The organism is Acinetobacter sp. A2, assembly GCF_012371325.1.
Taxonomy (GTDB): Bacteria; Pseudomonadota; Gammaproteobacteria; order Pseudomonadales; family Moraxellaceae; genus Acinetobacter.
In genome coordinates this window covers 1-16,222 of sequence record NZ_JAAZQX010000014.1, presented here as the reverse complement: position 1 = coordinate 16,222, position 16,222 = coordinate 1, and the positions used below count along the sequence as shown (strand labels likewise).

At 41.8% G+C, this 16,222-nt stretch carries 15 protein-coding genes and 2 tRNA genes; 10 read left to right on the top strand and 7 right to left on the bottom strand.

Translation table 11 applies throughout. From position 1 onward, the window contains the following. Nucleotides 1-121 precede the first annotated feature (121 nt). Both HHA43_RS06930 and HHA43_RS06925 read left to right on the top strand, forming a co-directional pair. Nucleotides 122-412, top strand: coding sequence for a hypothetical protein (locus tag HHA43_RS06930; RefSeq protein WP_168542190.1), 291 nt, complete (start codon nucleotides 122-124; stop codon nucleotides 410-412). Between the two features lie 106 nt (nucleotides 413-518). After that, nucleotides 519-830 carry a hypothetical protein gene (locus HHA43_RS06925; protein ID WP_168542188.1) on the top strand — a complete coding sequence of 104 codons (312 nt, stop codon included), beginning with the start codon at nucleotides 519-521 and terminating at the stop codon, nucleotides 828-830. Between the two features lie 48 nt (nucleotides 831-878). On the opposite strand, the gene HHA43_RS06920 is transcribed toward HHA43_RS06925, so the two are convergent. Continuing rightward, nucleotides 879-2,852, bottom strand: a complete 1,974-nt coding sequence (locus tag HHA43_RS06920; RefSeq protein ID WP_168542186.1) for a DUF2075 domain-containing protein — start codon at nucleotides 2,850-2,852, stop codon at nucleotides 879-881. A gap of 90 nt (nucleotides 2,853-2,942) precedes the next feature. Continuing rightward, entirely contained in the window at nucleotides 2,943-5,279 is a 2,337-nt protein-coding gene (locus HHA43_RS06915) for a Tex family protein (protein WP_168542184.1), read from the bottom strand. Nucleotides 5,280-5,626: 347 nt separating this feature from the next. On the opposite strand from HHA43_RS06915, the gene ompR reads away from it, so the two are divergent. The 3 genes from ompR (at nucleotide 5,627) to HHA43_RS06900 (ending at nucleotide 9,852) form a co-directional block, all read left to right on the top strand. After that, a complete protein-coding gene (gene ompR, locus HHA43_RS06910; RefSeq protein ID WP_096901297.1) occupies nucleotides 5,627-6,391 on the top strand; it encodes a two-component system response regulator OmpR in 765 nt (254 codons plus the stop codon). A 169-nt stretch (nucleotides 6,392-6,560) separates the two neighbouring features. Then, nucleotides 6,561-8,021: an ATP-binding protein gene (locus HHA43_RS06905; protein WP_168542182.1), complete on the top strand. Its 1,461-nt coding sequence runs from the start codon at nucleotides 6,561-6,563 to the stop codon at nucleotides 8,019-8,021. 307 nt (nucleotides 8,022-8,328) lie between these two features. Next, on the top strand, nucleotides 8,329-9,852 hold the full coding sequence (locus tag HHA43_RS06900; protein WP_168542180.1) for an acetyl-CoA hydrolase/transferase family protein: 1,524 nt from the start codon (nucleotides 8,329-8,331) through the stop codon (nucleotides 9,850-9,852). 107 nt (nucleotides 9,853-9,959) lie between these two features. On the opposite strand, the gene HHA43_RS06895 is transcribed toward HHA43_RS06900, so the two are convergent. The 5 genes from HHA43_RS06895 to HHA43_RS06875 form a co-directional block, all read right to left on the bottom strand. Next, entirely contained in the window at nucleotides 9,960-10,355 is a 396-nt protein-coding gene (locus tag HHA43_RS06895) for a hypothetical protein (protein WP_004974410.1), read from the bottom strand. Between the two features lie 98 nt (nucleotides 10,356-10,453). Continuing rightward, a complete protein-coding gene (locus tag HHA43_RS06890) occupies nucleotides 10,454-11,188 on the bottom strand; it encodes a class I SAM-dependent methyltransferase (RefSeq protein WP_168542178.1) in 735 nt (244 codons plus the stop codon). 154 nt (nucleotides 11,189-11,342) lie between these two features. Then, a tRNA-Phe gene (locus HHA43_RS06885) sits at nucleotides 11,343-11,418 on the bottom strand. A 133-nt stretch (nucleotides 11,419-11,551) separates the two neighbouring features. Further along, a tRNA-Phe gene (locus tag HHA43_RS06880) sits at nucleotides 11,552-11,627 on the bottom strand. Between the two features lie 525 nt (nucleotides 11,628-12,152). Then, a complete protein-coding gene (locus HHA43_RS06875) occupies nucleotides 12,153-12,530 on the bottom strand; it encodes a GNAT family N-acetyltransferase (protein WP_004974405.1) in 378 nt (125 codons plus the stop codon). Nucleotides 12,531-12,627: 97 nt separating this feature from the next. Here HHA43_RS06875 and hisB point away from each other — a divergent pair, with 97 nt between their 5' ends. The 5 genes from hisB to hisA all read left to right on the top strand — a co-directional run bounded on the left by hisB (nucleotide 12,628) and on the right by hisA (nucleotide 16,112). Further along, entirely contained in the window at nucleotides 12,628-13,221 is a 594-nt protein-coding gene (gene hisB / locus HHA43_RS06870) for an imidazoleglycerol-phosphate dehydratase HisB (RefSeq protein ID WP_004974403.1), read from the top strand. Then, nucleotides 13,221-13,838, top strand: coding sequence for an imidazole glycerol phosphate synthase subunit HisH (gene hisH / locus HHA43_RS06865; protein WP_104852663.1), 618 nt, complete (start codon nucleotides 13,221-13,223; stop codon nucleotides 13,836-13,838). The genes hisB and hisH overlap by 1 nt, the downstream gene beginning before the upstream one ends. A 169-nt stretch (nucleotides 13,839-14,007) precedes the next feature. Beyond that, nucleotides 14,008-14,472 carry a DUF805 domain-containing protein gene (locus HHA43_RS06860; RefSeq protein ID WP_168542176.1) on the top strand — a complete coding sequence of 155 codons (465 nt, stop codon included), beginning with the start codon at nucleotides 14,008-14,010 and terminating at the stop codon, nucleotides 14,470-14,472. 163 nt (nucleotides 14,473-14,635) lie between these two features. After that, nucleotides 14,636-15,313 carry a 3'-5' exonuclease gene (locus HHA43_RS06855; RefSeq protein ID WP_168542174.1) on the top strand — a complete coding sequence of 226 codons (678 nt, stop codon included), beginning with the start codon at nucleotides 14,636-14,638 and terminating at the stop codon, nucleotides 15,311-15,313. Nucleotides 15,314-15,380: 67 nt separating this feature from the next. Further along, nucleotides 15,381-16,112 (top strand): 1-(5-phosphoribosyl)-5-[(5-phosphoribosylamino)methylideneamino]imidazole-4-carboxamide isomerase, encoded by a 732-nt coding sequence (gene hisA / locus HHA43_RS06850; protein ID WP_168460793.1) that lies wholly within the window; start codon nucleotides 15,381-15,383, stop codon nucleotides 16,110-16,112. The last annotated feature ends 110 nt before the right edge of the window (nucleotides 16,113-16,222 follow it).

The following is a 16,222-nucleotide window of genomic DNA, read 5'->3' as shown; positions in this document are numbered from 1 at the left end:
ACATCAATTCAACAGTTCTTGAATGGTTTCAAGCTTTGTTTTCATGCAAATTTAAGCAAATTTTAATCTTGGCTTAAGAAAGCGACATCACAATAAGTGCAAGAATGAAAGGGACAATAAAATGAAAACACTGTATTTTTTTAAGCTGTTTTGTTTTTCTGCTGCGCCTTTGAGCGCCTACCATTTATATGCTGAGCTGATGCACAATCCTATAAATATTTTCCAAGTGATTACTTTGGCAGGCTTAATTGTGGTGCTATTGGAGCTCGGCTATCGTAGTCGGCTTACAACTTCTGCTCCTGCAAGCTCTGCAACACAAGCAGATGCTCCAACAGACTATGCCTATATGTATTCTAAATTGGCAGCAGGCAGTATTGCTACCTGTTTTATTGTGCAAAGCTGGATGACTTAAAATATTCCTCCAACAATCTAAACTACCACGTGTATTCCGACAAAACATTCAATTGATGGATTGTTTTATGCTATAACACAGCTGTTTTAAGTCGTTTGAATGAATTATGCGAGCCCTAGCCCTCATTTTACAATATGGCTGTTTTGCCTTTGCCTTGTTTCTGAGTTATCAGGTTGCAATGGTGCTTTATCAGCAAGAATATGAATTACTGGAGATTGTTGCAGATATCGGCACGATTTTAATTTGTATTGATTTGGGCGTGTTTTTATTTAGCAGTAAAGCCTCGCAAGGTTTAAATCTTCAGGAATATGCCCGCCAACTTGAAGCACCGCCCTCTAAATTAGTGGCCGTCACACGTAAACTTGGACATTTGGGTATTATGCTGATTTTAGTGAGTTGGATTGTGCCGTTGATATAAAATAGCCCTTTATCTCAAAAGGGCTAAGATACGTATAAACGCTGTATTTTAGTTTTTTAACACATCGAATCCACAGCTCAGTAAAAATTCATAGGTCGAATCATATTGTCGTGCAGGCCGTGTCCAATCATCTTCGCTAACACATGGCACAAAAATCACCATACCTTGACGGGCACGCGTTAATAAAACGCGATAGGCATTCAATAAGTATTTCCTATTGGCTTCATTATGAATTTGCTGCCACCTACTGCCCCTAAAATTCTGGTAAAACCATTGTTGATCAAAATAAAAGTTAATATCCCAAGCCACACAGGTATAGTCAATTTCCAAGCCCTGTATATCAAATTCAGTTGCAACGTCTTCTAAATAATAAGAGGAACGCACATCAAAATTGTTATTTAAAAACCAATCCGATGGCACCATTTTGTTTTTAACATCCAAGCCCTCTGCCTTTAAACGACGCCCGCCCGAACTTGCCACAATGCCGTAACGCTCTGAACCTTTCGCTTTTTCTTTTAGCCAATCTTTTGCTCGTTTTAAATTACGACATATAACAATTGGATAATCCTGTTTAATCTCCTGATAAATTTGCTTTGCGATGTCCGGCTGATTATCTAATATCGCCTGAACTAAATTAGACACACGTTCACTTCTAAATGAACGGACAGAAACAGCTAAATGTAGGTTTGGCTCATGCTGTCCAAAAGCTTTCAACCAAGCAATCTGTTCATTTGACTCAAGATAAACTTTCTGCTGTAAAATTTGATCTGAATAATAGACGGTCCAATCTTTAAAACTATACTGCAAAGTGGAAATCCACTCAGAAACACCCGCCTCTCCAGTATTAATCTCTTGTCCACCACCAATTAAACATACGATCACACACCAATCTGAATGCCGATCCATGACACTGATCAAAAATTCTGGCTCTGACATCGAAAAATTTTCAATGCCCTTTTTTTGTTTCATAAAATTAGAAACTTGCTCTTTTTGCCAAGCACGTTGAGCCTCATCAAAAACAACGACTTTCTCAATCGGCGCTTCTGATGATTTTAAATAATGATCACGAAAGTGATGAATATTTTGAATAAATGTTTTAGCATGACGCTCAGCATCTGTACGCTTGATCAATTGGTTATTTTGCTTAGCACTATTCACAGTATCACGTATCAAGGCCTCTCGTAGCACATCCACAAGTGGGCCATTTCCTGATAAAAATACAGAGTGCTCAGACTCATCTACTTTTAAGCGCTGATTGGCAATATTTAAACCTGCCAAGGTTTTTCCTGCTCCAGGCACACCCGTTAGAAAGCAAATGGCTTTATGTTTATTCAGCTTAGTGAGTTCGATAATCTGCTCAATTCGCTTTGATGTGATTTCTAAATTAATTGCACCTGCATCACTTCGCGAAATATCTTCAACACGATGCCCTTGATAAAGTGCCTGCGCAGCTTCAATAATTGTGGGTGTGGGTTTATAGGTTGAGTTAATCCACGTCGAGACATCAAAATGGTCAGATTCAGAAAATTGCTGTATTGCTTGTAGTAAATAATTAGCTAGTTGCTCCGCATTACAACATAAAGCATCATTTAACTCTCGAATCGCTCGCCAATCCTGCCCAACTGAGTTGGCTTGTGTTGCAATCAAAACTGGAATTACTTTTTGATGATGACTCCCCGCATGAAAGTTTAATAAATCTAGACAGTAATCAATCACCTGCGTTTTTGCTTGCGAGGTGAATTGCCGATCTCCTACTTTAAATTCAACTACAAAAATTAAATCACGAATAATAAGAATATTATCTACCCGCTTGCCCATACGCGGGATACTAAATTCAAAAAAAATCTGCCCATGATTAAAAACGGCTAAATGCTGTTTCAATATTTGAATTTGTTTTAACCATGCATTTTTCTGCAATTCATCTAATGCAAACTCATGCGCTGCCGTCAAGCTTCCAAGAATAAATTCATCCGTTGTTTCTATGAACCTTGCAAACTCACTTTGATAATAACTTCTTAACATCTTCTGACTACGATATTTTTATTTAATATACTGAATACAAAAACAAAAAACTCCCTCAATTCGGGAGCTTTTTGTTTTTGTAATTAAAGATTACTTCGAACCTTTAATCCCTGCTTGTAACAACAAGGCACCTAAACCACCAATTTTATTCTCTTGTGGTTTAGCAGTTTGTGGCTTTTTAGCCTGAGGTCGCGACTGCTGTAGACGCTTCGCCTGTGGCTTACGCTCTGTACGTTGCTCTTGATCACGACGTGCTGGACGTGCCGCTTTAACAGGTGCAGCCGAACCTTCTGGACGCATTGACAAGTTTACACGGTTACGCTCTACATCAACCTGTAACACACGCACTTGAACAATTTGACCTGGTTTCACCACTTTATGCGGATCGGCCACAAATTCATTGGCCAATTCAGAAATGTGAACCAAACCATCCTGATGCACACCCACATCCACAAAAGCACCGAAGTTGGTTACATTGGTCACCACGCCCTCAAGCTGCATGCCTTCAGTCAGCTGTGCCACTTCAGTCACATCTTCACGGAATTTTGCAGTACGGAATTCAGGACGAGGGTCACGACCTGGTTTTTCCAATTCAGACAAAACATCCTGAATCGTTGGTAAACCGACTTGCTCATCTACAAATTCTTCCGCATTCACTGAACGAATAATTTCAGTATTGCCAATGATGTCTTTGACTGTGGTTGCTTTCGCTGCAACGATTTTTTCCACCAAACCATAAGATTCTGGGTGAACAGCAGAGGCATCTAAAGGCTCAGAACCGGCTTGAATACGCAAGAAACCTGCTGCTTGTTCAAAGGTACGTTCGCCTAAGCGTGGTACATTTTTCAAAGCTTGGCGGTTATCAAAACGACCATGCTCTTTACGGTAATCTACAATTTGCTGTGCAATTGATTTATTCAAACCCGCGATATAGCCCAGAATAGCTGAAGATGCTGTATTCACATCTACACCCACCGAGTTCACACAGTCTTCAACCACGGCTTCCAGTGTTTTTGCCAAACCTGCCTGATTCACGTCGTGTTGATACTGACCCACACCAATCGATTTCGGATCAATTTTAACCAACTCAGCCAATGGGTCTTGTAAACGGCGTGCAATAGACACTGCACCACGAATCGACACATCTAGCTCTGGCAATTCTTGTGAAGCCAATTCAGAAGCTGAATACACCGATGCACCCGCTTCAGACACAGACACGCGCGTCAGCTTCAAATCGCTGTGCGCAGCCATCATTTCAGCCACAACAGCTTCAGTTTCACGACTCGCTGTACCGTTACCAATCGCAATTAAATCGATATTGTGTTCACGACATAAACGCGCAAGTTCTTCAATCGCACCCGCTTTATCTTCTTTTGGTGCAAATGGATAAACCGTACTATGTGCAACCACATCGCCAGATTGATTCACGACTGCCAGTTTCACACCTGTACGGATACCAGGGTCAACGCCTAGCGTACATCGTGCACCTGCAGGTGCAGACAACAGCAAATGGCGTAAGTTTTCTGCAAATACATCCATTGCTTCTGCTTCGGCAGCAAGACGTTTTTCAGTCAATAACGAATGTTCAATTTGCGGGCGAACTTTACCCAACCAGAACAGTTTTGCAGTTTGCTTTAAAAAGTCTTGACGTGCTTGCGGCTGAATTTGATCTAAATTGTATTCAGTTTCAATACGTGCCAATGGTGCGCTGTCTTCACCATCGACTTTTAAGCCTAGGACGTTTTCCTGACGACCACGCAGCATCGCCAATAAACGATGTGAAGGGACTTTGTTCAAGTTTTCAGAAAAGTCGAAGTAATCACGGAATTTTTTGCCCACTTCTTTTTTATCTTCAGACGCTACTAAACTTTTTAGCAGTGCTGTTTTGGCAAAAATGGCTTTTAATTCGGTGGTCAAGGCAATATTTTGTGCCCATTCATCAATCAGAATATGCTGTACAGCATCAAGCTGACTGTCTAAATCTGGGTAGTCTGCATGACTAAAGCCTACCAATGCTGCACTTGGCTCAAGTGCTTCTGCAAAAATTTGCGCGGCAATTGGGCCTAAACCTGCTTCTTTAGCTTTAAACGATTTACTGGTGCGTTTTGGACGGTAAGGCGCGTAAATTTCTTCTAGCGCATTCTTGGTTTCAGCAGCATTTACACGTGCCAATAAATCATCAGACAATTTATTTTGTTCTTTGAGTGATTCTATTACTTTTTCGCGACGCTCATATAAATCACGTAAATACGATAAACGTGTATCGAGCTGACGTAGCTGCGTATCATCTAAACCTTGCGTTACTTCTTTACGGTAACGTGCAATAAATGGAACGCTAGCACCTTCATCAATCAGTTTGATGGCAGCTTCTACTTGATTTGGTCGTACGGCAAGTTCTTTTGCTAACTGCTGAACTAAGTCAGTCATCGTGTGTGATCCTACAAGGATAAGTACTAAAAGCCATGATTATAAAGACCAAGACTATAAAATCCACAATTGTTTTATGAATTTTATAAATGGCGGTTTTTTGGTGGATTTTGCCAATTCGACAGAATTTTATAAATCTAAATAAAATTCAGGCCCATGTTAGACTGAAACGGGCAAATATGTCAGATTTTCACACAGGAATGCTGTATATATTTGGTATCTATGTCTTGATTTTATCTGCAATATTTGTTGCTTTAGAACATAGGCAATAGATACAAATGAATCGTATACTCAAAGCCAACTCAACTTTTTGTTTACGATGACAATAAAGAATAAAGGAGCACATCATGAGTTTAGTTGTACCTGCTGAAAAAACAGATGCCGTACACACCGAAACTGACCGCGTCGAACGCATTCTCGTCGTCGATGATGATGTGCGTTTACGTACCCTTTTACAGCGCTTTTTGGAAGATAAAGGCTTTGTGGTGAAAACTGCCCACGACGCCACACAAATGGATCGTTTGTTGCAGCGTGAACTGTTCTCTTTAATCGTGCTAGATTTTATGCTGCCTGTGGAAGATGGTTTAAGTATTTGCCGTCGTTTACGTCAGTCCAACATCGATACGCCAATTATTATGCTGACCGCTCGCGGCAGTGATTCAGACCGTATTGCAGGACTTGAAGCAGGTGCAGATGATTATTTGCCAAAACCATTTAATCCAAACGAGCTGTTAGCACGTATTCGTGCCGTATTGCGTCGTCAAGTGCGAGAAGTACCGGGCGCACCAAGTCAGCAAATGGAAGTGGTCGGTTTTGGCCCATGGTCGCTAGATTTATCGACCCGTACTTTAACGCGTGAAGGTCAGGTTGTAACACTGACTACAGGTGAATTTGCGGTACTCAAAGCGTTGGTACAACACCCACGCGAACCTTTGACCCGTGACAAATTAATGAATTTGGCGCGTGGCCGTGAATGGGGTGCGATGGAACGCTCGATTGATGTTCAAGTTTCTCGTTTACGTCGTTTAATTGAAGAAAACCCTGCCCGTGCACGTTATATTCAAACGGTTTGGGGGGTAGGTTATGTATTTGTTCCAGATGGCGCGGAATAAGTTAGAAATGATGTGAGGCTTCAGCCTCACATCTTCATACAATGATCAAAATTTATACATACCGATCATTGTGCAATGATTTAAAGAACAAACACTCCAATAAAAAGTATATTCATCATAAAATTTCACTCACCAAATTCGCTTTACAACCTCTGCCACAGGACAAGATGTGAAACTCGAACCCATCAACCCACAAGAGTTTACCGACTATGTGGCGTATTCTGAAAAGAAACGTACCCGCTGGGAGCGTTTTTTGGACAAAATCAAGCCACGCTCTGCAGCCATGCGTACCACGGTACTGGTGGTCTTTGTGGTGTTGTTTAGCCTGTTTATGTCGTTGTGGTTCTTTTGGCGCACCTTATATTTACCTGAAATTCAACAACACGCCCGCTATTTAGCGGTTGAACTGGAAATTTTAAACAATCCAGATTTGCGCATTTTTCACAATGAAGCCGAAGTCGATGTTGATGCATGGCTCAAAAATCGGGTCGGCATTGAGTATGTGACCGATCCACGTGAGTTTCCCAATGTACGGGAAAAAGTCATTGCGGAATTTTTTACCCGACAAATTGAAAAGAAACTGGCAACTGAGTTAAAAATGCAGGATGTCACGGTTTATTTCCAATTCAAACCAAGCCCGCGCATTTGGATTCAAACCCCAGAAATGAATGGCAACTGGGTACGTGAGCCACTTAAAACCTATGCCAATTACAGTCCTGAACTTGTGTTTGGCTGGCTCTTGGGTATCCCACTTTTCGCAGCCGCTATTATTTTAACTTTGGTGCGTCAGCTGAACCGCCCTTTGCGTCGTCTGCAAAATGCTGCTAACAGCTACAGTAAAACAGGCAAAGCACCCTATTTGGAAACCAATCACGGCCCGCAGGAAATTCGCGAGGTCAACCAAGCTTTTAACCAAATGATTTATACCTTGGAACAGACTGAACGTGATCGTCGGATCATGCTGGCGGGTATTTCTCACGACCTGCGCACGCCACTCACACGAATTCGCTTAAGTGCCGAAATGATGCCTGATGAAGACTTTTTAAAAGAAGGCTTAATTTACGATGTAGAAGATATGGATGCGATTTTGAATCAATTCATTTCTTATATGCGAGATGGTTCCGATGAAGAATTACAAGAAACTGATTTAAATGTGTTGTTGCAGGAATTGATTATTCAGTTTAAACCTTTGGATATTCGCTATACCGCACAGGAACTACCTCTAATTCAGGCTCGTAGTTTGTCACTAAAACGTCTGATTGGTAACTTAATTAACAACTCTAAACGCTATGGGGCAGAACCAATTGAACTTTCTGCAGAAGTGCTGGAGGATCAGATTCGGATTAGTGTTGCCGACAACGGCACAGGAATTCCTGAAGACCAGATTGCTGATTTAATGCAGCCGTTTGTACGTGGCAATGAAGCGCGCACCGTACAAGGCAGTGGTTTAGGCTTAGCAATTGTAAAACGTATTGTCGATATTCATCAGGGCGAACTGACCATTCAAAACCGCGAACAAGGCGGATTAGAAGCCATTATTACCTTGCCACTACAACCCGAACAGGTTGAGGAAAAAAACAGCCTTGGCACACTAGAAAAAATCAAGCAAAGCCTGAGCGAGCACTTTTAATTGCCCTCAGCTTTGTATGCTGTTGAAATGGCTATATACCAAATTCAGACCAACAGCAAATCTTAAGTGCAATCAAAGCAAAAACTTCTCACAGCGCATATCAAAATTGTATAAAAATATATCAAGTAAATTTTTACATTTATCAAGCGATATATAAATAAACTATTAAATTCAACTATTTATATATTATTTAATATTTTTATACCACCATTTAGGCAAAAAATTAGACCTTAGCCTAACACCTATGCAAAATACCTTTTTTGATCGGTACAATCGGTATCAGTTTAGTATTTTACGAGAGTTCACCATGTCTTTAGATCGCATCCGTTTAGCCTCCCTCCACGACAAAGTAATCAGCGCAGAACAAGCTGCTGAATTCGTTCATGATGGTATGACCGTAGGTATGAGTGGCTTTACTCGTGCGGGTGAAGCAAAAGCAGTTCCACTTGCATTGGTTGCACGTGCAAAAACCAATCCTTTAAAAATTGATTTAATTACAGGTGCAAGTCTAGGTAACGATTTAGACAAGCAATTGACTGAAGCAGGTGTTTTGGCACGTCGTATGCCGTTCCAAGTAGACAACACTTTGCGTAAAGCAATTAACCAAGGTCAAGTTATGTTTATTGACCAGCACTTGTCTGAAACTGTTGAGCAAATGCGTAACAATACGCTTAAACGCCCAGACATCGCTATTGTTGAAGCAGTAGCAATTACTGAAGACAGCTTAATTATTCCAACAACTTCTGTAGGTAACTCTGCAAGCTTTGTTGAATTTGCAGATAAAGTCATTATTGAAATCAACACTACGGTAAGCACAGAATTTGAAGGTCTACACGACATTTACATCCCTGAAGCACGCCCAACACGTGGTCCAGTACCGTTAACTCACGTTGACCAACGCATTGGTACCAAAGGTATTCAGTTAGACCCAGCGAAAGTTGTAGGTATTGTATTTAACGATACTTTGCTTGACTCTCCATCTAACGTGACTGATCCAGATGATGAAACTCAAGCAATTGCAGATCACTTAATTGCATTCTTTGAAAATGAAGTTGCACAAGGTCGTTTACCGAAAAACCTTGCACCATTACAAGCAGGTATCGGTTCAATTGCAAACGCAGTATTAACAGGCTTCAAACACTCTAACTTTGAAGACTTGGTCATGTACTCAGAAGTACTTCAAGACTGTACCTTTGAATTGATTGATGCAGGCAAAATGAAGTTCGCTTCTGGCTGTTCAATGACTTTGTCTGAAAAATGTGGTGATCGCGTATTTGGCAATCTTTCACACTACAAAGACAAATTCATTTTACGCCCACAAGAAATTTCTAACTTCCCAGAGTTAGTTCGTCGTTTAGGCATCATTGGTATTAACACTGCACTTGAGTTTGATATTTACGGTAACGTGAACTCAACACACGTATGCGGTACCAAAATGATGAACGGTATTGGTGGTTCAGGTGACTTCGCGCGTAACGCACACTTGGCGATTTTCGTGACTAAATCAATTGCGAAAGGCGGTGACATTTCATCTATCGTTCCAATGGCTGCGCACGTAGACCACAACGAACACGACGTTGACATTTTGGTTACTGAGCAAGGTTTAGCAGATTTACGCGGTCTTGCACCACGTGAACGCGCTCGTGCGATTATCGACAACTGTGTACACCCAATGTACCGCAATGCCTTGAACGATTACTTCGAGCGTGCATGTGCAAAAGGTGGTCACACTCCTCACCTACTTCGTGAAGCATTGTCTTGGCATGCAAACTTCGAAGAACATGGTCACATGTTGACTCCTGCACAACAAGAATCTGCGCAACCAGCGTAATTCATGTGCAATAAAAAACGCCCTGATTTTTCAGGGCGTTTTTTTATGTCTTAAGTTTTTACGTCTCATAAATTATCACAACGTCATTTGTGACAACGCACTCGACTTTACTCAAATGCCAAAGCTTTAAATTCATCTATAAAATGCTGTCCTAACTGACGCAAACCATCCACACTGAGTGTGGTTTCAATCACACCTAAAGACACGACATCACGTTGAATTTGCAGCACGGTTTGACCTTGCGGGTTGATATAAAAACGAGAACCCAAAGTTGCAAATTTGCTTGCTAAGTCTAGGTTTTGTTCAGCTCGAACTTGATTCACCACATCTTGCGCGGTAAAGCGGTATTGATCATGCAGCAAATTTAAGCTGTTGGATTGCCCATATTCTGCACTTAATGCACAATCATCCAAGACCTGTAAAGGCTGATCAAGATTGGCAAAAGCAGTCGCAGGGAGACTCAGCGCAAGACTGAATAAAATAGGGAGAGAAAATTTTAACATTGGACACCTCGCACATAGGTAAATTACACCTGTGGAGAAACATCCTTTTTTCACCAACTTATATTTTAAGTTCAAAAATCACTCAATACATTGACTTTTTATACCAAACGACCTAAACGCAGCAAAACTGGAAACTGAATTTCCAAGCCCTGAGCAGGTTGCTGCTGCAACAATTGCTGTAATTCAAGCAAGGGCGTATCAGTATGTTGCTTTAAATAATGCTGCAGTCCCGACCAAGTGTTTAAATAATTCAGCAATTGTGCTGCCGACCAACGATATTTCAGGCAAAGTTCGGGTGTCACGATTTCTTGAAATGGGAAAGGAATCGTGCGATATAAGTCATCAATATAACGACGTTCAGCATCCCAACAACCTTTTAAGGTCTGAAAATACAAGCGTTGAATTGCGGTATTCACCTCAGGATCTACAGCTTGAATCAGACCGTAGCCCACCGCAGCAAATATACCACTCGGTTTTAGCACCCGATGCACTTCGGCATATAAGGCATCAAACTTGAACCAGTGAATCGCTTGTGCAACGGTAATTAAATCCACACTCGCATCTGCCAATCCGCTGTCTTGCGCCAAACAAGCGCGATAACGCACATTTTCCCACTGTGGTGCTTGATCCAGCTGTGCCTGACTTAAATCCGTGGCTAAAATCTGCTGAAAATGTGGCGTTAATAACTGGGTAAACTGCCCTGAACCAGCACCACAGTCCCACGCCAAACGGCGCTCGGGTACATGCTGCAAAATCGTATCGACGATTTCTGTTGAATACTGTGGACGCGCCTGACGATACAACGCACTTCCCTGCGAAAACAAATCTTTCATGCTGCAACTCCCTCACCCTGACCATTTGATTCTAATACAGCTTTTAAAATGAGTAGTGTGTACTTTGGATGAAGCGAGAGAGAACCGATTTGTATTCAACATTTTTATTTGGGCATAAAAAAAGCCTCAAACAATGTTTGAGGCTTTTTGAATATGGTGGCGAGACCCAGGATCGAACTGGGGACACACGGATTTTCAATCCGTTGCTCTACCGACTGAGCTATCACGCCAATGCCGTGTATTAAGCCGTATCTCGGCTGAATAGTCAATATAAATCATGACTTTTTTATTTGATCGCATAAATTTTATGCAAAAAAATCCCTGATGGGATCAGGGATTGAAAACGTTAAATCGTTTTGAATATGGTGGCGAGACCCAGGATCGAACTGGGGACACACGGATTTTCAATCCGTTGCTCTACCGACTGAGCTATCACGCCAATGACGCGTATTAAACAGTTTCAGCTGTAAATCGTCAATAGTCTTTTTCGCTTTTCAGTGCAAATGTTTACTTTTACAGCAACCTCATTCTATTTCTGCTGAAATATCACCCAAAAATTTAAAAATGAGTTCTTTTCCAATTAAATTTTGACAAACTTCCGATACGCGAATGTGGGGCACGGATGCCCCACGTTACCCATCACGACAAGGATGTCGTGTATGGGTAACAAAAGACTTTTGCCTACTTTGGGTCTTGCCAAAGTAGGAAGATGCCTACGCAAAGCTATTTAAACCTTAGCTAAAAATTGTGGCTGTGCAAGCACAAAAAACAATATAGGATTTAGATAAACTTCTTTCACAAATCCGATTAAAACCATACTTCAATCCCCCATCATCCTCTTACGGAAGATATTCCTCATCCCTGAGCCATATATGGCGCAAGAGAAGGGATTTTCGATACTAATTTAATTTTGACCTATACGGATAAACTGAAAAGACAGACACAACGTCAGCTTTTTAAAAACTCACAACTTACCCAAATGCGCCAAACAACGGTGAATTGCGCCACAACCCGGCTGGAAATGCTGCACCCCTTTGGCTTCTTCCATACGGCATACCTCACTCACCAAACGGTCTGCCACCCCTCGCCCACGGTTTGCAGGATGTACCACGATATATTCAAGCGTCCGACTGTCCTCTTGTCCCGTGCACCAAATCGCCCCAATCACTTTAGTATTAAATTCTGCCGTGTAAAGTAGGGTATACTGAGCTAAGTTCTGCTCAAGTTGGCTTACCGCATCTTGCCCATCGCCAAACTCAGGGCTGGTATCATACAGTCGCTCAAGCTGGCTGCGCACTTCGTTATTTTCTAGTGAAGTATAGGCATGTACGGTAATAGGCATTGATTAACCCTCCTGAGCAATCTAATATGCTGAGACTTCGTCACAGCGAAAACATATTTACATCAATCATTTTTGACGTTTTTTGAGGAACGTGTCTATGACCCAACGTATCAGTGAAGTGGTAAGAAATACCAACGAAACTAAAATTCGAGTTCGTGTGAATCTGGACGGTACGGGTCAAGGCACACTCAATACTGGCATTCCATTTTTAGACCATATGATTGATCAAATCAAGCGACACGGTTTGTTTGATATTGATATTCATTGTGATGGCGACTTGGAAATTGATGATCACCACACCGTAGAAGACTGCGGGATCACGCTTGGACAAGCTTTTGCTCAAGCCTTGGGTGATAAAAAAGGTTTAAAACGCTACGGTCACTTTTATGCACCGCTCGATGAATCTTTAAGCCGTGTCGTGGTGGATTTATCAGGTCGTCCAGGTTTATTTATGGATATTCCATTTACCCGTGCCCGCATTGGTAGCTTTGATGTAGATTTATTCTCAGAATTCTTCCAAGGCTTCGTCAACCACGCATTAATGACGCTGCACATTGACAACCTTAAAGGTAAAAACAGCCACCACCAAATTGAAAGCGTATTTAAAGCATTTGCACGTGCTTTACGCATGGCATGTGAAGTTGACCCACGTGCTGAAAATACTGTGGCATCGACCAAAGGGACACTCTAATGACCCGAATTGCCCTTCTTGACTATGGCATGGGAAATTTACACTCGGCAGCCAAAGCTTTAGAGCATGTGGGTGCCACGGTGGATGTCACCAATGATCCAAAACTGATTGCTCAAGCCGATAAAATCGTCTTTCCTGGCGTGGGTGCCATGCGTGACTGTATGCAAGGCATGCATGAAGCAGGAATTGATGAAGTGGTACGCAACGCAGTCTTTAATAAGCCTGTACTCGCTATTTGTGTGGGCATGCAGGCCTTGATGCAGCGTTCTGAAGAAAATGGCGGTGCAGATGCGTTGGGTATTTTTGCAGGTACGGTTAAACGCTTTCCAGAAGTGGAAGGCTTAAAAGTACCGCACATGGGTTGGAATCAGGTACATCAACATGACCCGAGCCACCCTATGTGGAACAACATTGAACAAGATGCGCGTTTCTACTTCGTGCACAGTTTCTATGTTGAACCGCAAGATGACAGCATTGTGGCTGCAACCTGTGATTACGGTCTAACCTTCTGTACTGCACTGCATCAAGACAACTTGTTTGCAACGCAGTTCCACCCTGAAAAGAGCCATACTGCGGGCTTACAGCTACTTAAAAATTTTGTGGAATGGAAAATTTAAGTTTTTAAAAGCACTGAATTTTTTCTAAAGCCGAGTGAATCTCGGCTTTATTTTTGCGTGAATGTTTTTCACTTTTCATCTGCTATTTTATTGTTTAAAATTAGCATGTTTTTTATACCTTTAATTCAAAAAAAATTTAACTCAATTTAAAAAACAAGGAATTACAACAATGAGTCAATATGTAGAAGATTCTGCACTGAGTGCAGCGGGGCGTTTTGGTCGCATGTCTTTTTTAGCTTGGAACTGCTTACTCAGTTTCGCACTGACCCTGCTTATTTTAGTCATTGCAATTATTGCACCTAATCTTTTGGTCGATCTAAGCTCAGGCTCTATGGGCATTGGCATGATCTTACTTGTTATTATTTATATCGTTGCATTCTACTTTAGCTTTATTTTTACCATCCGCCGCCTACATGACCGCAATCATACGGGTTGGTTGTCTTTGCTGATTTTAGTGCCTGTGGTCAATATTATTCTGGGTTTATATCTGATCTTTGCCCCGGGCGATGACCGTCAGAATAGCTATGGTGCGCCACGTCCAACCGCAGGTTGGGAAAAAGTACTGGCTTGGATTTTCATTGTCCTGATTATTTTGGCAATCCTTGGCGGCTTATTTTCTGGCTTTATGGCATAGCGGCCTAAATCATACCCCATTGAAGTTTAAAATAGTCCACACCGCTTGGGCTATTTTTTAACTTTTAAAATTTTCAAGCAAAGTGATATTTCAATATTTTAGACTTTGCCAAATTCTGCAAAATTCTTTAGGCTAAAACGGCTTCTTTACCGCTTTGAATATTATGGATCAAACCCGTTTGCGCACCCTGCCAAGCCCTGAGCAAATTCAACAATTACCACACTTTGAAAATCTGCCCCGCGCGCAGATTATGCTGATTCAAACGCTGGAACAATGCCTTGAAGTGGAAGCAGAATTAAAAACCGCAGCCGTTTTGGGTTTCGACTCCGAATCTAAACCCACCTTTAATGTCGGTGAAGTGTCTACGGGCCCGCATTTAATTCAACTGGCAACGCTAGAAAAAGCCTATTTATTTCAGGTCAATGCCGATATTTGGCAATTTTTACAACCGATTTTTGCCAATCGGGATCAAATTAAAGTCGGTTTTGGGCTTAAAAATGATGCCCATTTATTTCGTAAAAAAGGCATGCAGTTGAATAGCGTGATTGAATTATCCAAATGTTTTGGCAGTTTTGGCTTTAAAAGTCCATTGGGGCTCAAAAATGCCATGGCCCTGTTATTTCATGTGAATTTTCCCAAAAGTAAAAGCATCAGCACCTCAAACTGGGCACGTCAATCACTTAGCGAAGCGCAAATTGCCTATGCCGCAGCCGATGCCTACGCACCTGTATTGGTATTTGAAGAATTAGGGCGTTTAGGTTTATTGCCCGATCACATTCCCAACAGCTCACTCAAATTGCGGATTCGCCCATCTAAAACAAAACCTGCAACAGATGCTTAGAGATTTAACAATACTTTGTTAAGATGCACAGATTGAATTCAATAAGTTTTTGGCAAGGAGCGAAAGCATGCTGATCATCCCTGCAATTGACCTGAAAGATGGCAAGTGTGTTCGTTTAAAACAAGGTCGTATGGAAGATGATACTGTATTTTCTGACGATCCAGTGGCGACTGCACAGCACTGGGTAAATGAAGGCGCGCGTCGCTTGCATTTAGTCGATTTAAACGGTGCTTTCGCAGGTACGCCAATCCATAAACCTGTGGTCGAAGCCATTGCAAAATCACAACCTGAGCTTCCAATTCAAATTGGTGGTGGTATTCGTTCACTCGAAACCATTGAACACTATTTAGATGCTGGCGTGTCTTTTGTGATTATTGGCACTAAAGCCGTGCAAGAGCCTGCTTTTGTAGAAGAAGCATGCAAAAAGTTTGCAGGACACATTATTGTCGGAATTGACGCCATGAATGGTATGGTGGCTACCGATGGCTGGGCCAACGTTACAGACGTTAAAGCAATAGATTTAGCCAAGCGTTTTGCCGATGCAGGCGTATCTAGCATTGTCTATACCGATATTGCCCGTGACGGCATGATGCAAGGTGTAAACGTTGAGCAAACCGTGAACTTGGCGCAATATTCAGGCTTGCCTGTGATTGCGTCGGGTGGTGTAACCAACTTAGATGACGTACGCAACTTAAAAGGTCAGCCAGGCATTCTAGGCGCTATTACAGGTCGTGCAATTTATGAAGGCACTTTAAGCCTGCGTGAAGCGCAATTGCTGTTAGATGAACAAGCCTTGTAATTGGTTCTGAGATGCTCAAAGAGGTCTACGGACCTGTTCCTTAAAATGTAATCAAACATAGTCAAGGACTAATTCGCACTCTGTTAATGTCTTGTTGCCAAGCGTGTAAC